Annotated in this window: 19 protein-coding genes; all 19 read left to right on the forward strand. The window is 32.9% G+C overall.

Annotation, left to right across the window (positions count from 1 at the left end; genetic code table 11):
- Positions 1-11 precede the first annotated feature (11 nt).
- The 19 genes from BUC29_RS12970 to BUC29_RS13060 all read left to right on the forward strand — a co-directional run bounded on the left by BUC29_RS12970 (position 12) and on the right by BUC29_RS13060 (position 18,471).
- Positions 12-3,350 carry a SusC/RagA family TonB-linked outer membrane protein gene (locus tag BUC29_RS12970; protein ID WP_073416600.1) on the forward strand — a complete coding sequence of 1,113 codons (3,339 nt, stop codon included), beginning with the start codon at positions 12-14 and terminating at the stop codon, positions 3,348-3,350.
- 11 nt (positions 3,351-3,361) lie between these two features.
- Positions 3,362-4,681, forward strand: coding sequence for a RagB/SusD family nutrient uptake outer membrane protein (locus tag BUC29_RS12975; protein ID WP_073416601.1), 1,320 nt, complete (start codon positions 3,362-3,364; stop codon positions 4,679-4,681).
- 335 nt (positions 4,682-5,016) lie between these two features.
- Positions 5,017-5,781 carry a LytR/AlgR family response regulator transcription factor gene (locus tag BUC29_RS12980; RefSeq protein ID WP_073416602.1) on the forward strand — a complete coding sequence of 255 codons (765 nt, stop codon included), beginning with the start codon at positions 5,017-5,019 and terminating at the stop codon, positions 5,779-5,781.
- A 225-nt stretch (positions 5,782-6,006) separates the two neighbouring features.
- On the forward strand, positions 6,007-6,591 hold the full coding sequence (locus BUC29_RS12985; protein WP_073416725.1) for an NUMOD4 domain-containing protein: 585 nt from the start codon (positions 6,007-6,009) through the stop codon (positions 6,589-6,591).
- Between the two features lie 516 nt (positions 6,592-7,107).
- Positions 7,108-8,496, forward strand: coding sequence for a dihydrolipoyl dehydrogenase (gene lpdA / locus BUC29_RS12990; protein ID WP_073416603.1), 1,389 nt, complete (start codon positions 7,108-7,110; stop codon positions 8,494-8,496).
- Between the two features lie 222 nt (positions 8,497-8,718).
- A complete protein-coding gene (locus tag BUC29_RS12995; protein WP_073416604.1) occupies positions 8,719-9,672 on the forward strand; it encodes an SPFH domain-containing protein in 954 nt (317 codons plus the stop codon).
- Positions 9,672-9,914 carry a hypothetical protein gene (locus BUC29_RS13000; protein WP_073416605.1) on the forward strand — a complete coding sequence of 81 codons (243 nt, stop codon included), beginning with the start codon at positions 9,672-9,674 and terminating at the stop codon, positions 9,912-9,914. The genes BUC29_RS12995 and BUC29_RS13000 overlap by 1 nt, the downstream gene beginning before the upstream one ends.
- A gap of 12 nt (positions 9,915-9,926) precedes the next feature.
- Positions 9,927-10,880 carry a hypothetical protein gene (locus tag BUC29_RS13005; RefSeq protein WP_084538648.1) on the forward strand — a complete coding sequence of 318 codons (954 nt, stop codon included), beginning with the start codon at positions 9,927-9,929 and terminating at the stop codon, positions 10,878-10,880.
- Positions 10,881-10,904: 24 nt separating this feature from the next.
- Complete coding sequence (locus BUC29_RS13010) at positions 10,905-11,867, forward strand: DUF6620 family protein (protein ID WP_073416606.1); 963 nt, start codon at positions 10,905-10,907, stop codon at positions 11,865-11,867.
- A 202-nt stretch (positions 11,868-12,069) separates the two neighbouring features.
- Positions 12,070-12,744, forward strand: a complete 675-nt coding sequence (locus BUC29_RS13015) for a carbonic anhydrase (protein WP_073416607.1) — start codon at positions 12,070-12,072, stop codon at positions 12,742-12,744.
- A 134-nt stretch (positions 12,745-12,878) separates the two neighbouring features.
- On the forward strand, positions 12,879-13,391 hold the full coding sequence (locus BUC29_RS13020; RefSeq protein ID WP_073416608.1) for a TPM domain-containing protein: 513 nt from the start codon (positions 12,879-12,881) through the stop codon (positions 13,389-13,391).
- Between the two features lie 162 nt (positions 13,392-13,553).
- On the forward strand, positions 13,554-14,456 hold the full coding sequence (locus BUC29_RS13025) for an arginase family protein (RefSeq protein ID WP_073416609.1): 903 nt from the start codon (positions 13,554-13,556) through the stop codon (positions 14,454-14,456).
- Between the two features lie 65 nt (positions 14,457-14,521).
- Entirely contained in the window at positions 14,522-14,953 is a 432-nt protein-coding gene (locus tag BUC29_RS13030; protein WP_073416610.1) for a GNAT family N-acetyltransferase, read from the forward strand.
- A gap of 12 nt (positions 14,954-14,965) precedes the next feature.
- Positions 14,966-15,355, forward strand: a complete 390-nt coding sequence (locus tag BUC29_RS13035; protein WP_073416611.1) for a DUF1801 domain-containing protein — start codon at positions 14,966-14,968, stop codon at positions 15,353-15,355.
- Positions 15,356-15,474: 119 nt separating this feature from the next.
- Entirely contained in the window at positions 15,475-16,014 is a 540-nt protein-coding gene (locus tag BUC29_RS13040; protein WP_073416612.1) for a hypothetical protein, read from the forward strand.
- Between the two features lie 3 nt (positions 16,015-16,017).
- Positions 16,018-16,224: a helix-turn-helix domain-containing protein gene (locus tag BUC29_RS13045; protein ID WP_073416613.1), complete on the forward strand. Its 207-nt coding sequence runs from the start codon at positions 16,018-16,020 to the stop codon at positions 16,222-16,224.
- An 84-nt stretch (positions 16,225-16,308) separates the two neighbouring features.
- Positions 16,309-16,905: an NAD(P)H-dependent oxidoreductase gene (locus tag BUC29_RS13050; protein ID WP_073416727.1), complete on the forward strand. Its 597-nt coding sequence runs from the start codon at positions 16,309-16,311 to the stop codon at positions 16,903-16,905.
- 40 nt (positions 16,906-16,945) lie between these two features.
- Positions 16,946-17,551 (forward strand): hypothetical protein, encoded by a 606-nt coding sequence (locus BUC29_RS13055; RefSeq protein ID WP_073416614.1) that lies wholly within the window; start codon positions 16,946-16,948, stop codon positions 17,549-17,551.
- A gap of 68 nt (positions 17,552-17,619) precedes the next feature.
- Positions 17,620-18,471 carry a DUF4261 domain-containing protein gene (locus BUC29_RS13060; protein ID WP_073416615.1) on the forward strand — a complete coding sequence of 284 codons (852 nt, stop codon included), beginning with the start codon at positions 17,620-17,622 and terminating at the stop codon, positions 18,469-18,471.
- The last annotated feature ends 71 nt before the right edge of the window (positions 18,472-18,542 follow it).

Consider the following 18,542-nt stretch of genomic DNA (forward strand, 5'->3'; position numbering starts at 1 on the left):
AAACCCAAAACATGAAAAAAATTCTACATGCCCTACTGCTGTTCCTGGCCATCGCAGGTTATGCGCAGGAAACCCGAACTATTACGGGGATCATTCAAGATGAAGCTGACTTGTCGCCTATTCCAGGTGCATCGATCTTTGTTGAGAACAATTCCATCTCAAATAAAACTGCTATGGCAGGTATTATTCAGAGTGAAGGAATCGGAACTACTACAGATTTTGACGGTAAATTCTCTTTGAAAATTTCAAAAAATATTACTTCTTTGAGAGTTACTTTCATGGGATACAAATCGTATACGCTTGAACTTTCTGCTCAAAAAAATTATACAATTAACTTAACATCTGAAACTGCAAAACTTCAGGAGGTTGTAGTAACTGGTTACCAAAAAATTGAGAAAAGAAAACTTACTGCTGCAGTTTCTAAAATCGACATGGCTGCAATTCAGCAGACTGGGGTTTCCAGCATTGACCAGTTATTGGTTGGACAAATTGCCGGAGTTGCGGTGAGCACACCATCTGGAGCACCTGGAGCACCTGCAAAAATCAGAATCAGGGGTACAGCTTCTCTTAACGGTACGCAAGATCCTTTATGGGTACTTGATGGTTTACCATTAGAAGGAAATGAAGTTCCTAAAAACTTTGACAAAGAAAATATCGATGTATTAAACAACTACTCTATTGCAGGTTTAAACCCAGACGATATTAAAGATATTACGATTTTAAAAGATGCTGCTGCAACTGCTATTTACGGTGCGCGTGCTGCAAATGGTGTAATCGTGGTAACTACTAAAAAAGGTAGAGCTGGTAAAATGGTCGTAAGTTTCAACACCAACACTTTTATCACACAAAGACCTCAGTTCTCAAAATTAAACCTGATGGATTCAAATGAAAAAGTTGATTTTGAACTTGGTTTAGCAAGTCGCGCTGACTTAACGTACAGAGATACAGGTGGAGATATTTCTCGTATCTTAAACGGAGCTGGTGAATTAGACGCTTACAGAGCCGGCGGATTTTCTGCTTTAAGCCCTGCAACACAACAATCTATCAACTCTTTAAGAAGTAACAATACAAACTGGGGTAACTTATTATACCAAACTGCTATCAATACGCAGCACGGTTTAAGTTTATCTGGTGGTGGAGAAAAATCAGATTACTATTTCTCTTTAGGATACTATGATGAAAAAGGAGCAACTATTGGAACTGGTTTCAAACGTTACAACTTAACTTTGAAAAACAACTACCAAATAACAGATAAATTTAAAGTTGGTGTTGGTATTTTTGGTTCTGAAAACAAAACTACATCTTACCTTACAGATACAGATGCGTTTACAAACCCATCAAATTATTCAAGAAACGTAAATCCATATTTAACTCCATATAATGCAGATGGAAGTTATAAATATGATCCGGACATTACTGGTTATTCTGGCCGTTATGTTCCTTTTAATATTATCGAAGAAAGAAACAATACTTCTTACGATTTAAAAACAAGAGCGGTAAAAGCTTTATTAGATGCTGAATATAAACTTACAAAAGACTTAAAAGTAACGTCTCAATTAGGTCTACAGTTAGACAACACGGCTAGTGAAAAATTTGCTGGAAAAGACACTTATTATACTAGAAAGCAAAAGGAAAAATCACGTTATTTCTCTAACGGAGCATACAATTATTTCCTTCCTGAAGGTGGTATTATCCAAAACTCAAATACTGACTTTTTTCAGTATAACCTAAAAACAATGGTTAACTACAAAACTGAAATTGCTGAAAAACACGAAATCGAAGCAATGGTTGGTAATGAGTTAAGAAGAAACTACACAACATCTATTGCTACAAAAGGGTTTGGTTTTGACGAGAAAAACTTAACTACACAGCAAATTGTTTTCCCTAACGCAAGCTGGGCTAAAGAAACAGATTATAGACAATATGCTAAATCTCAAAATGAGAATGCATTTGCTTCTTTCTTCGCTACTGCAGCTTATACTTACAACAGAAAATATAGTGTGTTTGGAAGTGTGAGATATGATGGTTCAGATTTATTTGGTGTAGATCCTAAATACAAATATTTACCACTTTGGTCAACATCTGCATCTTGGGCTGTTTCTGAAGAAGATTTCTTAAAAGATAACTTAACACTTTCTAACTTAAGACTTCGTGCTTCTTACGGTTTACAAGGAAATATTGATAAAAATACTTCTCCTTATGTAATGGGAACTATTGGAACAACTATTATTTTGCCTGGACAAAACGAACAAATCATTACTGTTGACAGTCCGCCTAATCAAAAATTACGCTGGGAAAAAACAACCAATACTAACGTTGGTGCTGATATCGGTTTATTCAACAATCGTATTAGCCTTGTAACGGATTTATACGGTAGAAAAAGTTCTGACTTAATTGGTTTAAGAGCACTTCCATTAGAAAACGGTTTTGAATATACTAATATGAACTGGGCACAAGTAACTAACAAAGGTTATGAAATTACTTTGTCTACAAAAAATATTGATCATCCAAACTTTCAATGGAATACAAGCATCAACTTTTCTCATAACAAAAGTAACATAGACCGTATCGAAGTACGTGATACTGATTATTTACCAAACAGAGAAGGACGTCCTGTAAATGCCGTATTTGGATTTAAAACTAATGGAATTGACGAAAACGGATATCCATTATTCATCAACAAAAAAGGAGAAACTGTAAACTCTCAAACATTCTTTGGCTTATACGATCCATTTGCTGACTTCTTCCCTGGAGAATTAGTTCAATCAAACCTATCTGCAGCTGAGTTTAGAGATTTATTTACATACTTAGGAGACAGAGATCCTAAATTTACAGGTGGTATTACCAATACTTTTAAAGTAAGTAATTTTGATTTAACAATCGCTGCTTCTTTCAATATTAAACAAACTGTTACAAAAACTCCTCCTTACAACGGAACTTTGGTTGACAGAGGACAAAACTACAGTAGAGATATTTTAGATGCATGGTCACCAACTAATACATCTTCTAACTTACCAGGAATTAATGGTAAAGATACAGGAACAGGAGATTCTTACATGCCATATTTATGGTATTCTGGAGGAAACCAAATTCCAACTTACAATTACTTAGATACATGGGTAAGCGAAATGAGTTATATGAGATTAAGCAGTATGCGTTTAGGTTATACATTCCCTAAAGCATTTACAGATCAAATTAACATTTCAAGCATCAGACTTAATGTTGAAGCAAGAAACTTATTCGTAATCAGCTCTGATTATAAAGGTTACTTTGACCCTGAAACTTTCGGAAACATTTATGCACAACCAGTTCCTAAGTCATTCACTTTAGGATGTAATGTAACTTTCTAATAAAATTAAAGATGAAAAAATTCTCAAAATATATACTACTTTTTGCTGCAGCACTTGCAGTAACAAGCTGTGATGATTATCTGGATATTCAGCCTATTGGGCGTGTAATTCCGGAAACATTAGATCAATACCGCGCTGTTTTAACAAAAGGATATGACGTATATCCTGAACACAAATCATTAACGGCACTTCGTACAGACGAATTAACGATGAATGAATTTAGTGATGATGTAACATACTATAGAGATATTTACATTTGGAAAGATGCTAATCCGGATCGTATTACAACTACTTTCCAATATGCTGATTTATATAAGACTATTTTTTATACAAACGTAATCATCAACGAAGCGTCTAAAAAATTAGAAGTTTCTGAAGAAAGAAACCAATTAGTTGGAGAAGCTTATGCACTAAGAGCAATGGCTTACTTTGATTTGATTAACCTTTTCGGAAAACCTTATAACGCTGCAACTGCTGCATCAGACAAAGGAGTTCCTTTAGCTTTAGAAATTGATTTAGAGCAGGCTTTCGTACCACAAAGTGTAGCAGTAATTTACAATCAAATTATTTCTGACACACAGGAAGCAGAAAAATTAATCAATGTAGATTCTCAGGTAAAAGGTAAAAATTACCGTTTTTCTAAAATTGCATTATACAGTTTTGAGAGTCGCCTTTATTTATACCAACAACAGTGGCAAAAATCACTTGACGCTGCAAACAAAGCATTAGCAATTAACAGTAATCTAGTTGATTTAAAAGCTACTCCGGTTTTTGCTACAAAATATGATTCAAAAGAATCTATTTTAGCTCTTGAAGACGGTTTAATAAATGGACTAAAAGGTGCCGTTTATGCTTCACCAGATTTAATTGCTGCTTACAGCAAAACAACTGATTTGCGTTTTCCTCTTTACTTTTTAGCAAGCGGAAGCCGTTACAGAATCCAAAAAGGCGGAAATGACGATCAAAAATCTTCTTTCAGAACTTCTGAATTGTATTTAACAAAAGCTGAAACTTCATTAAAACTAAACAACATTGCTGATGCAAAAACTACTGTTTTAAGTTTCATTAAAAATAGATATACAGCTGCTGCTTATGTACAGCTTGAAATTGAAGTTAACGCAATGAATGCGGCAGATTTAACAAACTTCATTTACGCAGAAAGACAACGTGAGTTTGCTGTTGAAGGACAGCGTTGGTTTGATTTAAGAAGAACATCTCAAAAACAAATCGTTCACACTTTTGACGGTGACAATTACACATTGATACAAAACGATCCGCGATATACCATTATTTACCCGGCAGACGCGAGATTAAACAATCCCAATCTATAAGTTTTACCTATTGTTTTTTTTAAAAGGAGGTTCAGTTGCAAAACTGAGCCTCTTTTTTGCTTTTATGACATATCTAAAATATATCCATGAATCACAAATCGTTTCCTGTGGTTGAAACCACAGGCTATATTTAAAATAGAAACATTGAAATTTCATTAAACATTAAATAAACACAGCCCGTGGTTTCAACCACGGCAACACAATAAAAATAACAAATAAGATTAAATCACAACAAAACTGCAAACTCCTATAAAAACTTGTTGTAAAAAAACTATAGACAATTATATTTGCAGAATTATTTAAGAACTTCTTAAAAACTTTATCATTAAAGGAAAATGAAAATTGCCATTATCGAAGACGAATATCTTGCATCCAGTTATCTAAAATCTATTTTAGAGCAGCAGGATATTTTGCAGATTGCCGAAATTGCAGTTTTAAAATCTGTCAAAGAAGCCGTCGATTATTTTAAACAAAACAATGTCGATTTAGCTTTTATGGATATTCATTTAGGCGATGGAAAAAGTCTGGAAATTTTCGAAAAAACTACAATCTCCTGCCCCGTTATTTTTGTTACGGCTTATGATTCTTATGCTATTTCGGTATTCAAACATTTTACGATCGACTATCTTTTAAAACCTTTTGAAGAACAGGAATTATTAGAAGCCTTAAGTAAATTCAGAAAAATTAAGGAAAGCTTTAATGCCGATGCAACACTGCAGTCTTTAGTAGCAATCGAAAATCCAGAAACAAACAAAATACAGCGTCATTTTTTGGTAAACCACGGTTATAAATTAATTTCAGTAAACGACTCCGAAATCACCTATTTTGCAGCATCAGGAAAGCACTTATTTATTTATGTAAAATCAGGCAACAGTTATTTATACAACAGCACCATAACAGATATTATAAATAGTCTCGATCCGTTTGCATTTTTCAAAATAAACCGAAAATATATCGTAAATCGAAATACAATAAAAGAAGTTGTAAAACATTCACATCAAAAAATCGAATTGATTCTGAATGTACCTCCTATCGAAAATGATCCGATAATCATCAGCAAAAAAGAAATCAACAACTTTAAAAACTGGCTGGATCAATAAACCAATACGTTAATTTTCTTAAAAATTACGCATTTGCGGAAAAACAAAAAACTGCATAATTCACAATTTGCAGGTTTAAACTTGCCTAAAAACTGTCAAAATCATTTTAAAACGTTAAAATAGCGTTATAAGAATCATAAAATTGATAGTTCATAACCAGCCAAATAGCATTCTTCGTTTGGGAATTCTTTATCTTTGAGAGACAAAATTTAAATGAAAAAGAAAATGCCACATAACAGATTTTACCCTAACGAAGAATTCAAAGAAATAGAAATAAACGCATCACTGCAACTTAAATACGCAATTTCAAACAGAGGAAGATTAATAAGTTTTACCGACGAAATTGAAAACGGCCGAATCCTAAAAGGCGGATTAAGCGATGGATATCCAACTTTTAGATTTAAGGTTAAAAAAGATGATAAAATCATCAACAAATACTTATTTCTTTACAAATTAGTTGCCCAATATTTTATTCCGAAAGAATCCGAAGATCAAACTTATGTTCTTCATCTTGATTATAATAGAAGTAACGACGATGTAAGTAATCTACGCTGGGCAACCAAACAGGAAATGATGGCACACAGCCGCAAAAGTCCGCGAGTAATTCAGGCAAAGAAAAACCTGATCGAACACAACCTAAAAGCCGACGGACGAAAATTAACTACCACAAAAGTCATGTTAATCAAAAAAATACTAGCAAGGCCAGAACAAAAAACACGTTTAAAAATGATCGCTAAACAATTTGGAGTAAGCGAAATGCAGATTCGCAGAATTGCCAGCGGCGAAAACTGGGGACACGTGAAAGTTTAATTATTAATTGTAAATGGTTAATTGTTAATGGCTGAAAATGCTTAATTAATAATTAACCATTTACAATTAATAATTTTTTTGTCAGGCTGAGCGAAGTCGAAGCCCACGCAAAGTTCTTCCACATAGCTCCATGAAAACAAAATATATCGCCAAAGATTACACAGATTAAACGGATTTTTAAAAAATCTTTTTAATCCTAATAATCTGTGGCTTTTATTTTTTAATAATTTGTGTCAGGCTGAGCGAAGTCGAAGAGCTATTTTACAAATAGTAAGGCTTCGACTTCGCTTAGCCTGACAAACGGATAACATCTCAAATTTTATAAATCTTGTTTCTTGCTCTTTCATCTCACAACTAACATTTCACAACTAACATCTCACATTTTACTTTTTTACATGATACTGTTTTTAAAATAAATCATTAAATTCGCAAGCACAAATAACAAAAGAAAATCGACAAGTGAGTTTCGGAATTTATAAACCTCATTTTCGATAGTTAATACTAAAAACAAAAAAAATGAAATACGACGTTATTGTTTTAGGAAGTGGTCCTGGAGGATATGTAACAGCAATTAGAGCTTCACAATTAGGCTTTAAAACAGCTGTAGTTGAAAAAGAAAATCTTGGTGGTGTATGTTTAAACTGGGGATGTATCCCAACAAAAGCATTATTAAAATCAGCTCAGGTTTTTGATTATTTAAAACACGCTTCTGACTACGGATTAAAAGTTTCTGAATTCGACAAAGATTTTCCAGCAGTTATTCAACGCAGCCGCGGTGTTGCTGAAGGAATGAGCAAAGGAGTTCAGTTCTTAATGAAAAAAAACAAAATTGACGTTATTGAAGGTTTTGGAAAACTAAAACCGGGAAAAAAACTTGACGTTACAGACAAAGACAATAAAGTTACTGAATATAGCGCTGATCACATTATCATCGCAACTGGAGCTCGCTCTCGTGAGTTACCAAACTTACCACAAGATGGTGTAAAAGTAATTGGATATCGTCAGGCAATGACATTACCAACTCAGCCAAAATCTATGATTATCGTAGGTTCTGGAGCAATTGGAGTTGAATTTGCTCATTTCTACAATTCAATGGGAACAGATGTTACTATCGTAGAATTTATGCCAAACGTAGTTCCTGTAGAAGACGAAGATATCTCAAAACAATTTGAGCGTTCTTTGAAAAAATCAGGAATCAAAGTAATGACAAACTCTTCTGTTGAGCGTATCGATACAACAGGTGCTGGAGTTAAAGCATTCGTTAAAACTGCAAAAGGAGAAGAAGTTTTAGAAGCTGATATTGTACTTTCTGCAGTTGGAATCAAAACAAACATTGAAAATATTGGTTTAGAAGAAGTTGGAATCGCTGTTGACAGAGATAAAATCTTAGTAAACGCTTACAACGAAACTAACATTCCTGGATACTATGCCATTGGAGACGTCACTCCAGGTCAGGCTTTAGCTCACGTAGCTTCTGCTGAAGGAATCAACTGTGTTGAAAAAATCAAAGGTCTTCACGTAGACCCAATCGATTACGGAAACGTTCCTGGTTGTACCTATGCAACTCCGGAAATCGCTTCTGTAGGTTTAACAGAAAAACAAGCAAAAGAAAAAGGTTACGAATTAAAAATTGGTAAATTCCCATTCTCAGCTTCTGGAAAAGCTAAAGCTGCCGGAAATGCTGACGGATTCGTAAAAGTAATTTTCGACGCTAAATACGGAGAATGGTTAGGATGCCACATGATTGGTGCTGGTGTTACAGATATGATTGCTGAGGCAGTTGTAGCTCGTAAACTAGAAACTACAGGTCACGAAATCCTTAAATCTATCCACCCTCACCCAACAATGAGCGAGGCTGTTATGGAAGCTGTTGCTGATGCTTACGGCGAAGTAATTCACTTGTAAAAATATACCGTTTTACGGTTATATATAATTTTCAATTTAAATCCGATTTGTTTTCACAAATCGGATTTTTTATTTTGTTTCGATCGAAGGGAGAAATGACAATACTCAAACAAATATCTTAATCTTTAAATTTTATAAAGAAAAATTTGTTAAAAACTTCACATTAAAAAACATTGAAGTCGTCTTATAATTCTTATTTTTATTCTTTATAAATAAGATTTTATGACATTACCTTTTATAGAAATAATCGAAGCCACAACAAGTGATCCTAATTTACTAATGTGGAAATTTTATGATGAAGATAAAGAAATAAAAAACGGAGCGAAATTAACCGTGCGCGAAAGCCAGCAGGTAATGCTTTTAAACGAAGGTCAGCTTGCCGATGTTTATCAACCGGGACTTCATACATTATCTACAGAAAATATTCCGGTTTTAAGCAAGCTGAAAGGCTGGAAATACGGTTTTGAAAGTCCGTTTAAAGTCGATGTTTATTTTTTCAACACACATCAATTCATCAATAATAAATGGGGAACTCCTGCTCCTATTCTGCTAAATGATCCACAATTTGGACAAATCAGAATTCGCGCTTTCGGAAGTTTCGACATTCAAATTGTTGATGTTGCCAAATTCTTCCGTCAGTATGCCGGAACGTATCAGCAGCTTACCATTTTTGAATTGCAAAATCAATTAAGAGATTTTGTGGCTCCAAAATTTGGAGAAGTTTTAGCAAACGAAAACATAACCGTAACAGATGTAGCCGGAAATATTACCCAATTAGACAAAAAAATCGAGCCGTATCTAAAACCATATTTTCTTCAATTCGGAATTGAATTAACACAGTTTGTAATCACAAGCGTTACTCTTCCTGAAGAAGTTACGGCACATTACGACAAAATCACCAATATGAATATGGTAACCGATATGGATAAATTTACCAAATTCAATACCGCAACCGCGATTGGTGATAAAGGAACTGCACTTCATGATGCAACCCAAAATGCATTAAGTATGGGAATTCTTTTAAATCAATTACATCAAAATAAAGAAACTCCGAAAGAAGAAGTAAAAGACGATTTAACCTCTAAACTTCAAAAACTAAAATCTTTATTTGACGCAGGATTAATTGACGAAGACGAATTCAAAACAAAAAAATCCGAATTATTAAGCCAATTATAATGGAAGAGAAAAAAGTCAATTCGTTTTTAGACAGACTAAAACAAAAAGCTCAAAGCCAGACTAATTATGGCGGCGAAATGGAAATCAACGACGCAAAAATGAACGTCAGAGATTGCCCAAACTGCGGGGCAGGAAGAGCAAAGCAAGATGGCGTAACACATTGCGCTTATTGCGGATTTGAGTTCATTACCTTAAAACTTACAGACGGAGTTTATATTAAAAAAGAAGATAATTCAATTTAAAAATCATATAACGTGTTCGGACTATTTAATAAATCAAAAGATTCAGAAAAAAACCAAGCGAATAAAGAAACCTTGCCGGAATGGTACGCAGAACTTGAGGAAACACAAACAAGATGGTTTTCATTTGCAGAAAAACTTGAAGCCAAAATGGAAGAGCTGGTAACAGCCTCAGTTCCTGAATTAAAACAAGTTTTACAGGAGGATGAGGATATGTACAAAAGAACTTTTCAAAGAGTATATTCTGGCGTTAATGGTCAATTAAATAATATTAGAGACAAAGCCAGAGATACTTACGAAGAAAAAATTGACAGTATTTATTACGATCTGGATTCACAGATTTCTGTTCTGGACAAAAATCATGATTTGCTTTCAGAATTTAGAAGAGCATGTTCAGATCGTTATAACCATTTTGACGATAAATTTGATTATTGGCGAAAAGAGCTCGAAAAAACTCAGGAACGTGATCTTGAAATCGAATATCAAAAAATATTAGACGAATACGAAGCCATTAAAAATAAATTCAGCTGTACGCAGTGCGGCGGAAATATCGAAATCGAAAAAATCTTTTTGATTGAGACTTTTATTTCATGTCCGTATTGCAAAACACAAAACACATTTGCGCCAAGCACACAAGCCAGAAATTTACAAAACATTGCGCGCGGACTTGCCGAACAAAGAACAGCTCATTTATACGAAGCGTTTGAAACGGAAGATAAAAAAGAACGCGAATTATATCATCTGCGTCATGAATTAAGTTTGAGTAAAATTCACGAATCAGACAAAAAAGTATTGAGTGAAATTCAGGCAAAAATGGATGATTTGGAAGAACAAAGACAATTTGCAATTAAAAATGCTCCAAAATTATATCAAATTTATCTGCGCGCCATGTATGACGAATGGAATAAAATTACGCCAGATTTAAAAGAACACAACGAGAAAATGTATCAAAATCAAATTACACAATAATTATTAATCCTTAAAAATCAACAAATGTTTAAAAAACTTTTTGGAGCTCTGACTGGAGACAGCAAACAGGAAAATCAAAATTTCGAACAAACACAAACATCAAATGACAGTTATGACGATAATTATGCAAATGATTATCAGGAAATAGAATATGATCCGGAAACATTGCACGGAACACACTATTCTGTAGAAGATTTTGATGCCGAAGTAGCTGAAAGAGCCGAAGCATGGATTGCTGACGAACGTGCAAGCGGAGAAAACCTTGACGAAAAAGACATTCAAAACATATATTTCAATTACAGAAGAACAGTTTATACAGAATGGAACAACTGCGATTCTGACCAAATGATTCGTTTTGAGCACGCAAATTCATTAAAATACAGCGGAGTTCAAACTTCTGGTTTTGTAAAAGTAGACGAAAACAATCCGTTTCTGGAGCCGGTTCACGGAGTAGATTTAAGAACGTATACAGCAATGTGTCTTAAAATAAGTGCAGGAGTTGATTATCTTGAAGTTTGTAAAGCAATGGGATTTGAACCAGTTGTTTGGGAAGAATTAAACACAATCTGGCCACAGCGTATGGGCGAAGACACATCGTTTACCGTTACAACATTATTTGGACAATATTATGCTGAGAACGTAACAGTTCCTCAATTAGAAAACCTAAAAGCAGAGATTTCTGAAGAAGGTGCAGCAAATCTGGAAAGAATTAAAACTGACCGTTATTTCTACGAAGAATTGGCCGGAGCAAGACAAGCTGCTTACGAATACGGACTTGACGGTGCACAATGGATTTTGGAAAATTTCGGAATCAATTTGGCTGATTTTCAATCTGTAGCAATGCAGTGGATGACTGAGCAAAACCAAAACTGGAATTCTGCAGATATTACAGAATTTCATGATTACCAGCAGGCAAAACAAAAAGAATATGCTGCAAAATTTGCTGCTGAACAAGGCGGAAATATTGCAGATGATGTAAATTTCTAACATTCTTTTTATCACTATAAAATCCGGTTTGTTCCTTACAAATCGGATTTTTTTTGTTTTTACACTAACTTTACTTGGTTTTAAAAAAATTTAATTTAACAGAAAAAAGACTTCTACGGGCAAAAAAAAGATTTTGAGCCCGATAATTTTGCATTGCATTTTTTAAGCAATATTCATTTAATCAATTTTAAAAACTTGCAAAATGAAAACAAAAATTATACTTCTTTTCTTTGTTCTTCTTTCTGTATTAGGCTGTAAAAAACAAGAAGAACCAGTTACTGCTAAAAACGACAATAATAAGGCAGACCGCCTGGAACAATTATTAACAGGTAATCAAAGATTTCTTGACGGAAAATCAATTCATCCGCATCAGGATAAACAAACTGTTTTAGCGAATCAGGACGGGCAAAAACCATTTGCCGTTGTCGTAACCTGTTCAGACAGCAGGGTTTCTCCTGAAATTGTATTCGATCAGGGAATTGGCGATTTATTTGTAATTAGAAATGCCGGAAATTTAATTTCTGATATCGACATGGGAAGCATAGAATATGCCGTTGAACATCTTGATGCCAAATTAATTGTTATTTTAGGCCATACAGAGTGCGGTGCCGTTAAAGCATACATAAATGATAAAGACGGAGCATACAAAAAACATTTTAATCACATCGATAATATTGTAGAAACTATTGCTCAGGAAAATGAAGAAATTGAGGCTGATAAAATTTCTCCAAAGGCCGGAAATTATCTGGGTGCAATAGATGCAAATATTAAACATTCAGCCAAAATGGTTCAGGACAATCCTATCGTAAAAGAGCATAAAGCGACAATTGTTTCTATGCGTTATGATGTTCATACCGGAAAAGTAACCCAATTGTAGGTTTAAAAAATTGTAATTAATGAATCCGATTTGTGAAAACAGATCGGATTTTTTATTTAAATATCCTTTTTATCTTTTTTTCCTAAACTAATAAAATGGTATTTTTGCGGCACCAAATCTAATCTTCGCATGCGATGAAAAAAATATTCTTTATTATTATAATAGCCTTGTTTTCAACAGGTAAATCATTTTCTCAGACAAAAAAAGAAAATACGGTTTCAGACTCTCAAAACGTTTTTTCAAGACCTTATGATTATGTAAATGACTTCGAAAAAATATTAAATCCAAATCAAACAGCATCTTTAACAAATACATTAAAAGCATTCGAAAAACAGTTTCTTTATAAAATTACTGTTGTAACAACCTCTACAATACAGCCTTATACTTCATTTCCTGATTATGCATTAGAATTAGACAAATACCTGGCAAAAGATCCAAAACTAGACCCCACTATTTTAATTGTAGTAAGTAAAGAATTAAGACAGATTCAGGTACAAAGTATCGACTTGATTCGCTACAAATTAAGCGATAACGATACGCAGAGTATTATAACCACTTACGCTGTTCCCGAATTTAAAAAAGGGGATTATGGTAAAGGTCTGGAGCTTGCTGTAGAGCAAATTATGAGTAAATTAAAAACATATTAACATTCTTTAAAATACAAATTACAGACTTAAACAGAAATAAAATTTACAGCTTAAAATATCAAAATCCGATTTGTAAAACAGATCGGATTTTTCATTTTGGGCTGTTAAAAAACATTTGCTGCGCAATTAATTTTAATAACTTTATCGGTAAATACTAATTTTATGAAAGAAATATGCATTGTTGAATTCACTTCTAATTTAGGTTTAAAAGAACCGCAAACAGGAAAAGAACCAGGCGTAAATCGTTTGCCAGACTGGTTATGGAAACATAATTTGCATAAGTCAATCAATCCTAAAAATATTATTCGGGTAGATCCGCCAAAATATTCGAATATCAAAGATCCTGAAACTAATATTCTCAACGCAGATTCGCTCGTAACTTATTCCAGAGAACAAGCTTATTTGATCAATAATTTATTGAGTGCTAATAAATTTCCGTTTGTTTTGGGCGGAGATTGCAGTATTCTTTTAGGAGTTGCCATGGCTTTAAAACAAAAAGGCAATTATGGATTATTTTACCTAGATGGCCATACCGATTTTATGGATATTTCTTTATCTGAAACAGGCGGCGTTGGCGGAATGGCGGCTTCAATCGTAACCGGAAACGGACACGAAAAACTAACTAATATTCTCAATTTATCTCCTTATATAAAAGAAGAAAATCTTTGGTGTATTGGCAATCGCGAATATGATGATGAATACGAAAATGAAATCAGAAAATCATCTGCAACTTATATCAGCCTTCAGGAACTTCGAAAACAAGGAATTGCTAATTGCACAAAAAAATTCCTTTCAGAAATTCAAAATAAAAACTTAGACGGTTTCTGGCTGCATATTGATGTCGATGTTCTTAATGATGAAATTATGCCGTGCGTAGACAGCCGAACTCCAGATGGTTTAACGTATGACGAATTTAATGAACTTACCTCCTATTTGTTTCAAAGTCAAAAGCTAAGCGGACTTGAAATTACAATTCTAGATCCGGATTTAGATAAAACGGGGGAATACACAAAAGATTTTGTTAACAATCTTACTTCGACTTTTAATAAACACTTTAATAATTGATTTTCAAAACATTATATAATCAATAAAATTTTTAATTTTAAAGAAATTAGAACAAATATCATTTAATGAAAATAGAAGAAATTAAAACAAATGATTTCGAAACTTTAAAAATTCTATTTTTAGAAGAAAGAAAAAGAACTTTTTCCTGGCTTGACACATCAGAATTTGAATTGGATGATTTTGAAAAACAAACGCAGGGAGAATATATTTTAGTTGCACATATTGATAAAATTCCGGTTGGTTTTATTTCAATCTGGATGCCTAATAATTTTATTCATCATTTATATGTCGATCAAAAATATCAAGGCAAAAAAATTGGAACAGAACTAATAAAAGCAGCAATTCAAAAAACTAAATTTCCGATTACTTTAAAATGTTTAGAAAACAATATTAAAGCTGTTGAATTTTATAAAAGAAAAGGATTTATTGAAAAAGAAAAAGGCAGATCCGGAAACGGAACTTATATCTTGTTTGAACTTTCAGAAAATATTAATTAAAATTTAAAAAACATGAATAAGCAAATTCAGGAATATAATGATTCTCAAAATGTAGAAGACAAAAAAATATGCCGTATTCTAAGTTCTGAAATTAATGATTTCCTGAATGAAGCCGAAAGCAAAATCTGGCATGGGCATCCGGTTTGGTTTTTAGATGGAAATCCGGTTGTGGGTTACAGCAAATTAAAAGGTTCTGTAAGACTTCTTTTTTGGAGCGGGCAATCTTTTGATGAAAGTGGACTTCAAAACGAAGGAAGTTTTAAAGCTGCCGAAGCAAAATATACTTCACACGATCAAATTAATATTAAAGATTTAAAAAGATGGCTTGAAAAAGCCAGAAATATCCAGTGGGATTATAAAAATATAGTAAAGCGAAAAGGTGTTTTGATTCGGCTGAAATAACACTTTGACTATAATTTATATTTTAAATAAAAATAAATTTTAATTAAAAAATAAAAAATATTTATCGAAAAACAATAAATATTATTATATTTGCGACATACTATTTAAATCAAAATATTATGTCAACAAAATCAACTTACATTTTAAAGTTCTTAAACGTAATGTCGTGGATTGCTTTTATTGGACTTTGTATAAAAGCAGGTACACTTTTAACCTCTTACGGAATTAGTATGTTTTTCAACGAAGTTGGAGCAAAGAACCTTCAATTAGGTCTAGATCTGTCTCAATTAAAAGCGTATGATGTTGTAGATTATTCTATTATGGTTTTCTCTATAACCATAATTACAATTCTCGAAGCTTTGGTATTTTACTCGGTAATTCAGATTTTCCTTAAAATTAATTATGTTAGTCCGTTTCATGAAACCATAGGAAAACTGATTCAAAAAATGAGTGCATTTTCGTTTTTAGTGGGTATTTTCAGCAACGTAACGGCTAATTATTCTCAAAAATTTACAGCAATAGGCATTCCGCTTCCAAATCTTACCGAACATATCGGGCTTGGTGATGCTTTCTTATTTTTTGCCGGAATTTTATATTTTATCTCACAGCTTTTTGCAAAAGGAATCGAACTTCAAAAAGAAAGCGAATTAACCATATAAATTATGCCGATTATAGTAAATTTAGACGTAATGATGGCCAAGCGAAAAATGTCATTAAACGAACTTTCTGAAAAAGTTGATTTGACTCTATCCAATCTTTCGATATTAAAAACGGGCAAAGCAAAAGCGGTTCGTTTTAGTACGCTCGAAGCAATTTGTAAAGTTCTCGAATGCCAGCCGGGAGATATTTTAGAATTTGTAGAAAAATAATTGAATCGAATTTATTTGTATTTTCGTATTAAAGAGAACTTTTCGGTTCTCTTTTTTGATTTAATAATTTCTAAAATCAAACCAATGAATATCTTAATTGTTTACAGTCATCCAAGCAAAAAATCGTATACATTTCAGGTTTTAGAACAATTAAAATCTGCAATTGTAAAACAAAACTGGAATCTGGAAATTTCAGATTTATACGCTTCCAATTTCCAAAGCGATATGTCTGAAAAAGAATATGAAAGAGAAGGTTTTGCAAAACTTGATCTGCCCATTTCAGAAGATGTTTTGGCAGAACATAAAAAAATCGAAAAAGCCGATTGCATCATTTTTCTATATCCGGTTTGGTGGAGCGATTGTCCGGCAAAATTAAAAGGCTGGTTCGACCGGGTTTATTCAGTTGGATATGCTTACGGACAAACGGATAATTTCCCAAAAATGAAAATCATTCCCTTTGGACTTGTTATTTGTACCGCCGGACATCCAAATGATTTTTTAAACGAAATAGGAATGGCACAAAGCATGGAAACCATTATGCTGGAAGATCGTTTAGGAAAACGTTTCAGAAATAAAGAAATGCTGATTTTAGGCGGAACTTTAGAATTAGAAAAAGTTATGGAAAACCACTTTTTGCAGATAGAAAATATATGCACGAAAATAAAGCAGCATCTCATTTAAATCAATTATTTTAGAGTCTCAATTAAAATTAATTTAAAAAATGGCTGTTAAAAAAGGTGTATTAGAAAAGATGTCTGATGTTGAATTAGAAAAATATATTAAACCTGAAACTACATTTGTTCCTGAAGCCACTAAAATTGCTTTTGAAATACTTAAAAAAAGAGGGCGTCAATTTTCAGATGAAGAAATAGAATTGATTAATTTACTGATTAATAAAAAGGAAGAAAAAAAAATACTACCTATACATCAAAATCATATAAAATCATCAAATTTTATTTTTATTTCAGTAGCTCTAGGAATAATAAACTTAATTTTAGCTATGTATATAGACACTAAAATTGAATTTATTCCGGCTAGCATAGCTTTTACTTTTCTTGCAATTCTAGGATACTTTGTTCGACAAGGACGTGAGTTAAAGGTTCTTCTTTTAGTATTATTTTCAATTGGATTATTAGGTTCTATACATACTTTAATTTTTAATTTGACCAATTTTCCATTGAACGGAATTCTAAGTCTTTCTCAAATAATATTACAATTTTGGGCCGTAATTTTTCTATTTATGATCCCAAAGGAATTTGAAAGTATAAAAAATAACGAATTTGAATTATGGCTTTCTGGCAAAAATGAAGAAAACACTCAAAAATAACAAATGAGAAAATTAGCAGAATGAATATAATCAGGTAATAAAATAAGCCTTCTAAAAATATAAAACCAATGAAATTATTCAATTTTTCAAAAAACAAACCCGAAGATAACGAAGAAGACAGATTAGAAAATTATGCTGAAATGCTTAATTGCAAACTATTGTTTATTGGTGAACCTAAAATAGATGGCGACAAAATTTTAGACGAATTAAAAAGGCATTTTGATAATGTTGAAAATGTCAGTAAAGACAAGTCTTTTATGTTTCAGTTTCCTGATTTTCAAATTGAACTGGCAGATGCGACAATTCCGGCGCAATGTCTTATTGCAGTTCCAGATGATGGAAAATTTGAGATCGAAATTCCTGACACTGCTTTTCAGCAAAACTGGAATTGGCCTGAAGCTGAAGAAATTGTCCGAAATTGTAATTACGAAATATTAGTTACTGATTTTATGTCCAGAACTCTGCCTTACAAAGAAAGATTCAATTTGTACATGGAATTTTTAGCGGCAGTGACCAAAATGACACAGCCAAACGCTATTTATTCATTTCATGCAGAAAAAATAATAAATCCTGTTGAATTTATTGATGCCTGGGAAAGCGGACATAACTCAATTCTGGACATACTTTGCAATGTAAGATTATACAATATTTCCGATTCTGAAAATAATGAAATGATTATGGACAGCGTTGGACTTCATTCCTTTGGACTGCCCGATTTTCAAATTCAGTTCTCTGGATTTGATGCTAATGATATTGCAAACTGGATTTGGAATTATGTTTATTATGTTTTTGAAAATGGTGATATTATAGAAAACGGAAACACTTTAGAAGGAATTGAAAGCGGATCAAAATGGAAATGCGAAAGAGTACTTTCTACAATTTCTCCGGAGCGAGTAGTTATTAATGTTTTGCCCGATTGATAAAATTTGTCCGAAATTACCCCTAGAATTGTCTTATTAAAACCCAACCAATTGATTTTTAAAGAATAAAT

It is taken from the genome of Flavobacterium defluvii (assembly GCF_900129555.1).
GTDB lineage: Bacteria > Bacteroidota > Bacteroidia > Flavobacteriales > Flavobacteriaceae > Flavobacterium > Flavobacterium defluvii.

Excerpts from the sequence above, each read along its gene's own strand:
- BUC29_RS12985 (WP_073416725.1), top strand. The coding sequence starts at position 6,007 with ATGCCACATAACAGATTTTACCCTAACGAAGAATTCAAAGAAATAGAA.
- BUC29_RS12970 (WP_073416600.1), top strand. The coding sequence starts at position 12 with ATGAAAAAAATTCTACATGCCCTACTGCTGTTCCTGGCCATCGCAGGT.
- BUC29_RS13015 (WP_073416607.1), top strand. The coding sequence starts at position 12,070 with ATGAAAACAAAAATTATACTTCTTTTCTTTGTTCTTCTTTCTGTATTA.
- BUC29_RS13045 (WP_073416613.1), top strand. The coding sequence starts at position 16,018 with ATGCCGATTATAGTAAATTTAGACGTAATGATGGCCAAGCGAAAAATG.
- BUC29_RS13030 (WP_073416610.1), top strand. The coding sequence starts at position 14,522 with ATGAAAATAGAAGAAATTAAAACAAATGATTTCGAAACTTTAAAAATT.
- BUC29_RS13050 (WP_073416727.1), top strand. The coding sequence starts at position 16,309 with ATGAATATCTTAATTGTTTACAGTCATCCAAGCAAAAAATCGTATACA.
- BUC29_RS13010 (WP_073416606.1), top strand. The coding sequence starts at position 10,905 with ATGTTTAAAAAACTTTTTGGAGCTCTGACTGGAGACAGCAAACAGGAA.
- BUC29_RS13040 (WP_073416612.1), top strand. The coding sequence starts at position 15,475 with ATGTCAACAAAATCAACTTACATTTTAAAGTTCTTAAACGTAATGTCG.
- BUC29_RS12995 (WP_073416604.1), top strand. The coding sequence starts at position 8,719 with ATGACATTACCTTTTATAGAAATAATCGAAGCCACAACAAGTGATCCT.
- BUC29_RS12975 (WP_073416601.1), top strand. The coding sequence starts at position 3,362 with ATGAAAAAATTCTCAAAATATATACTACTTTTTGCTGCAGCACTTGCA.
- BUC29_RS12980 (WP_073416602.1), top strand. The coding sequence starts at position 5,017 with ATGAAAATTGCCATTATCGAAGACGAATATCTTGCATCCAGTTATCTA.
- BUC29_RS13035 (WP_073416611.1), top strand. The coding sequence starts at position 14,966 with ATGAATAAGCAAATTCAGGAATATAATGATTCTCAAAATGTAGAAGAC.
- BUC29_RS13055 (WP_073416614.1), top strand. The coding sequence starts at position 16,946 with ATGGCTGTTAAAAAAGGTGTATTAGAAAAGATGTCTGATGTTGAATTA.
- BUC29_RS13020 (WP_073416608.1), top strand. The coding sequence starts at position 12,879 with ATGAAAAAAATATTCTTTATTATTATAATAGCCTTGTTTTCAACAGGT.
- BUC29_RS13000 (WP_073416605.1), top strand. The coding sequence starts at position 9,672 with ATGGAAGAGAAAAAAGTCAATTCGTTTTTAGACAGACTAAAACAAAAA.
- lpdA (WP_073416603.1), top strand. The coding sequence starts at position 7,108 with ATGAAATACGACGTTATTGTTTTAGGAAGTGGTCCTGGAGGATATGTA.
- BUC29_RS13060 (WP_073416615.1), top strand. The coding sequence starts at position 17,620 with ATGAAATTATTCAATTTTTCAAAAAACAAACCCGAAGATAACGAAGAA.
- BUC29_RS13025 (WP_073416609.1), top strand. The coding sequence starts at position 13,554 with ATGAAAGAAATATGCATTGTTGAATTCACTTCTAATTTAGGTTTAAAA.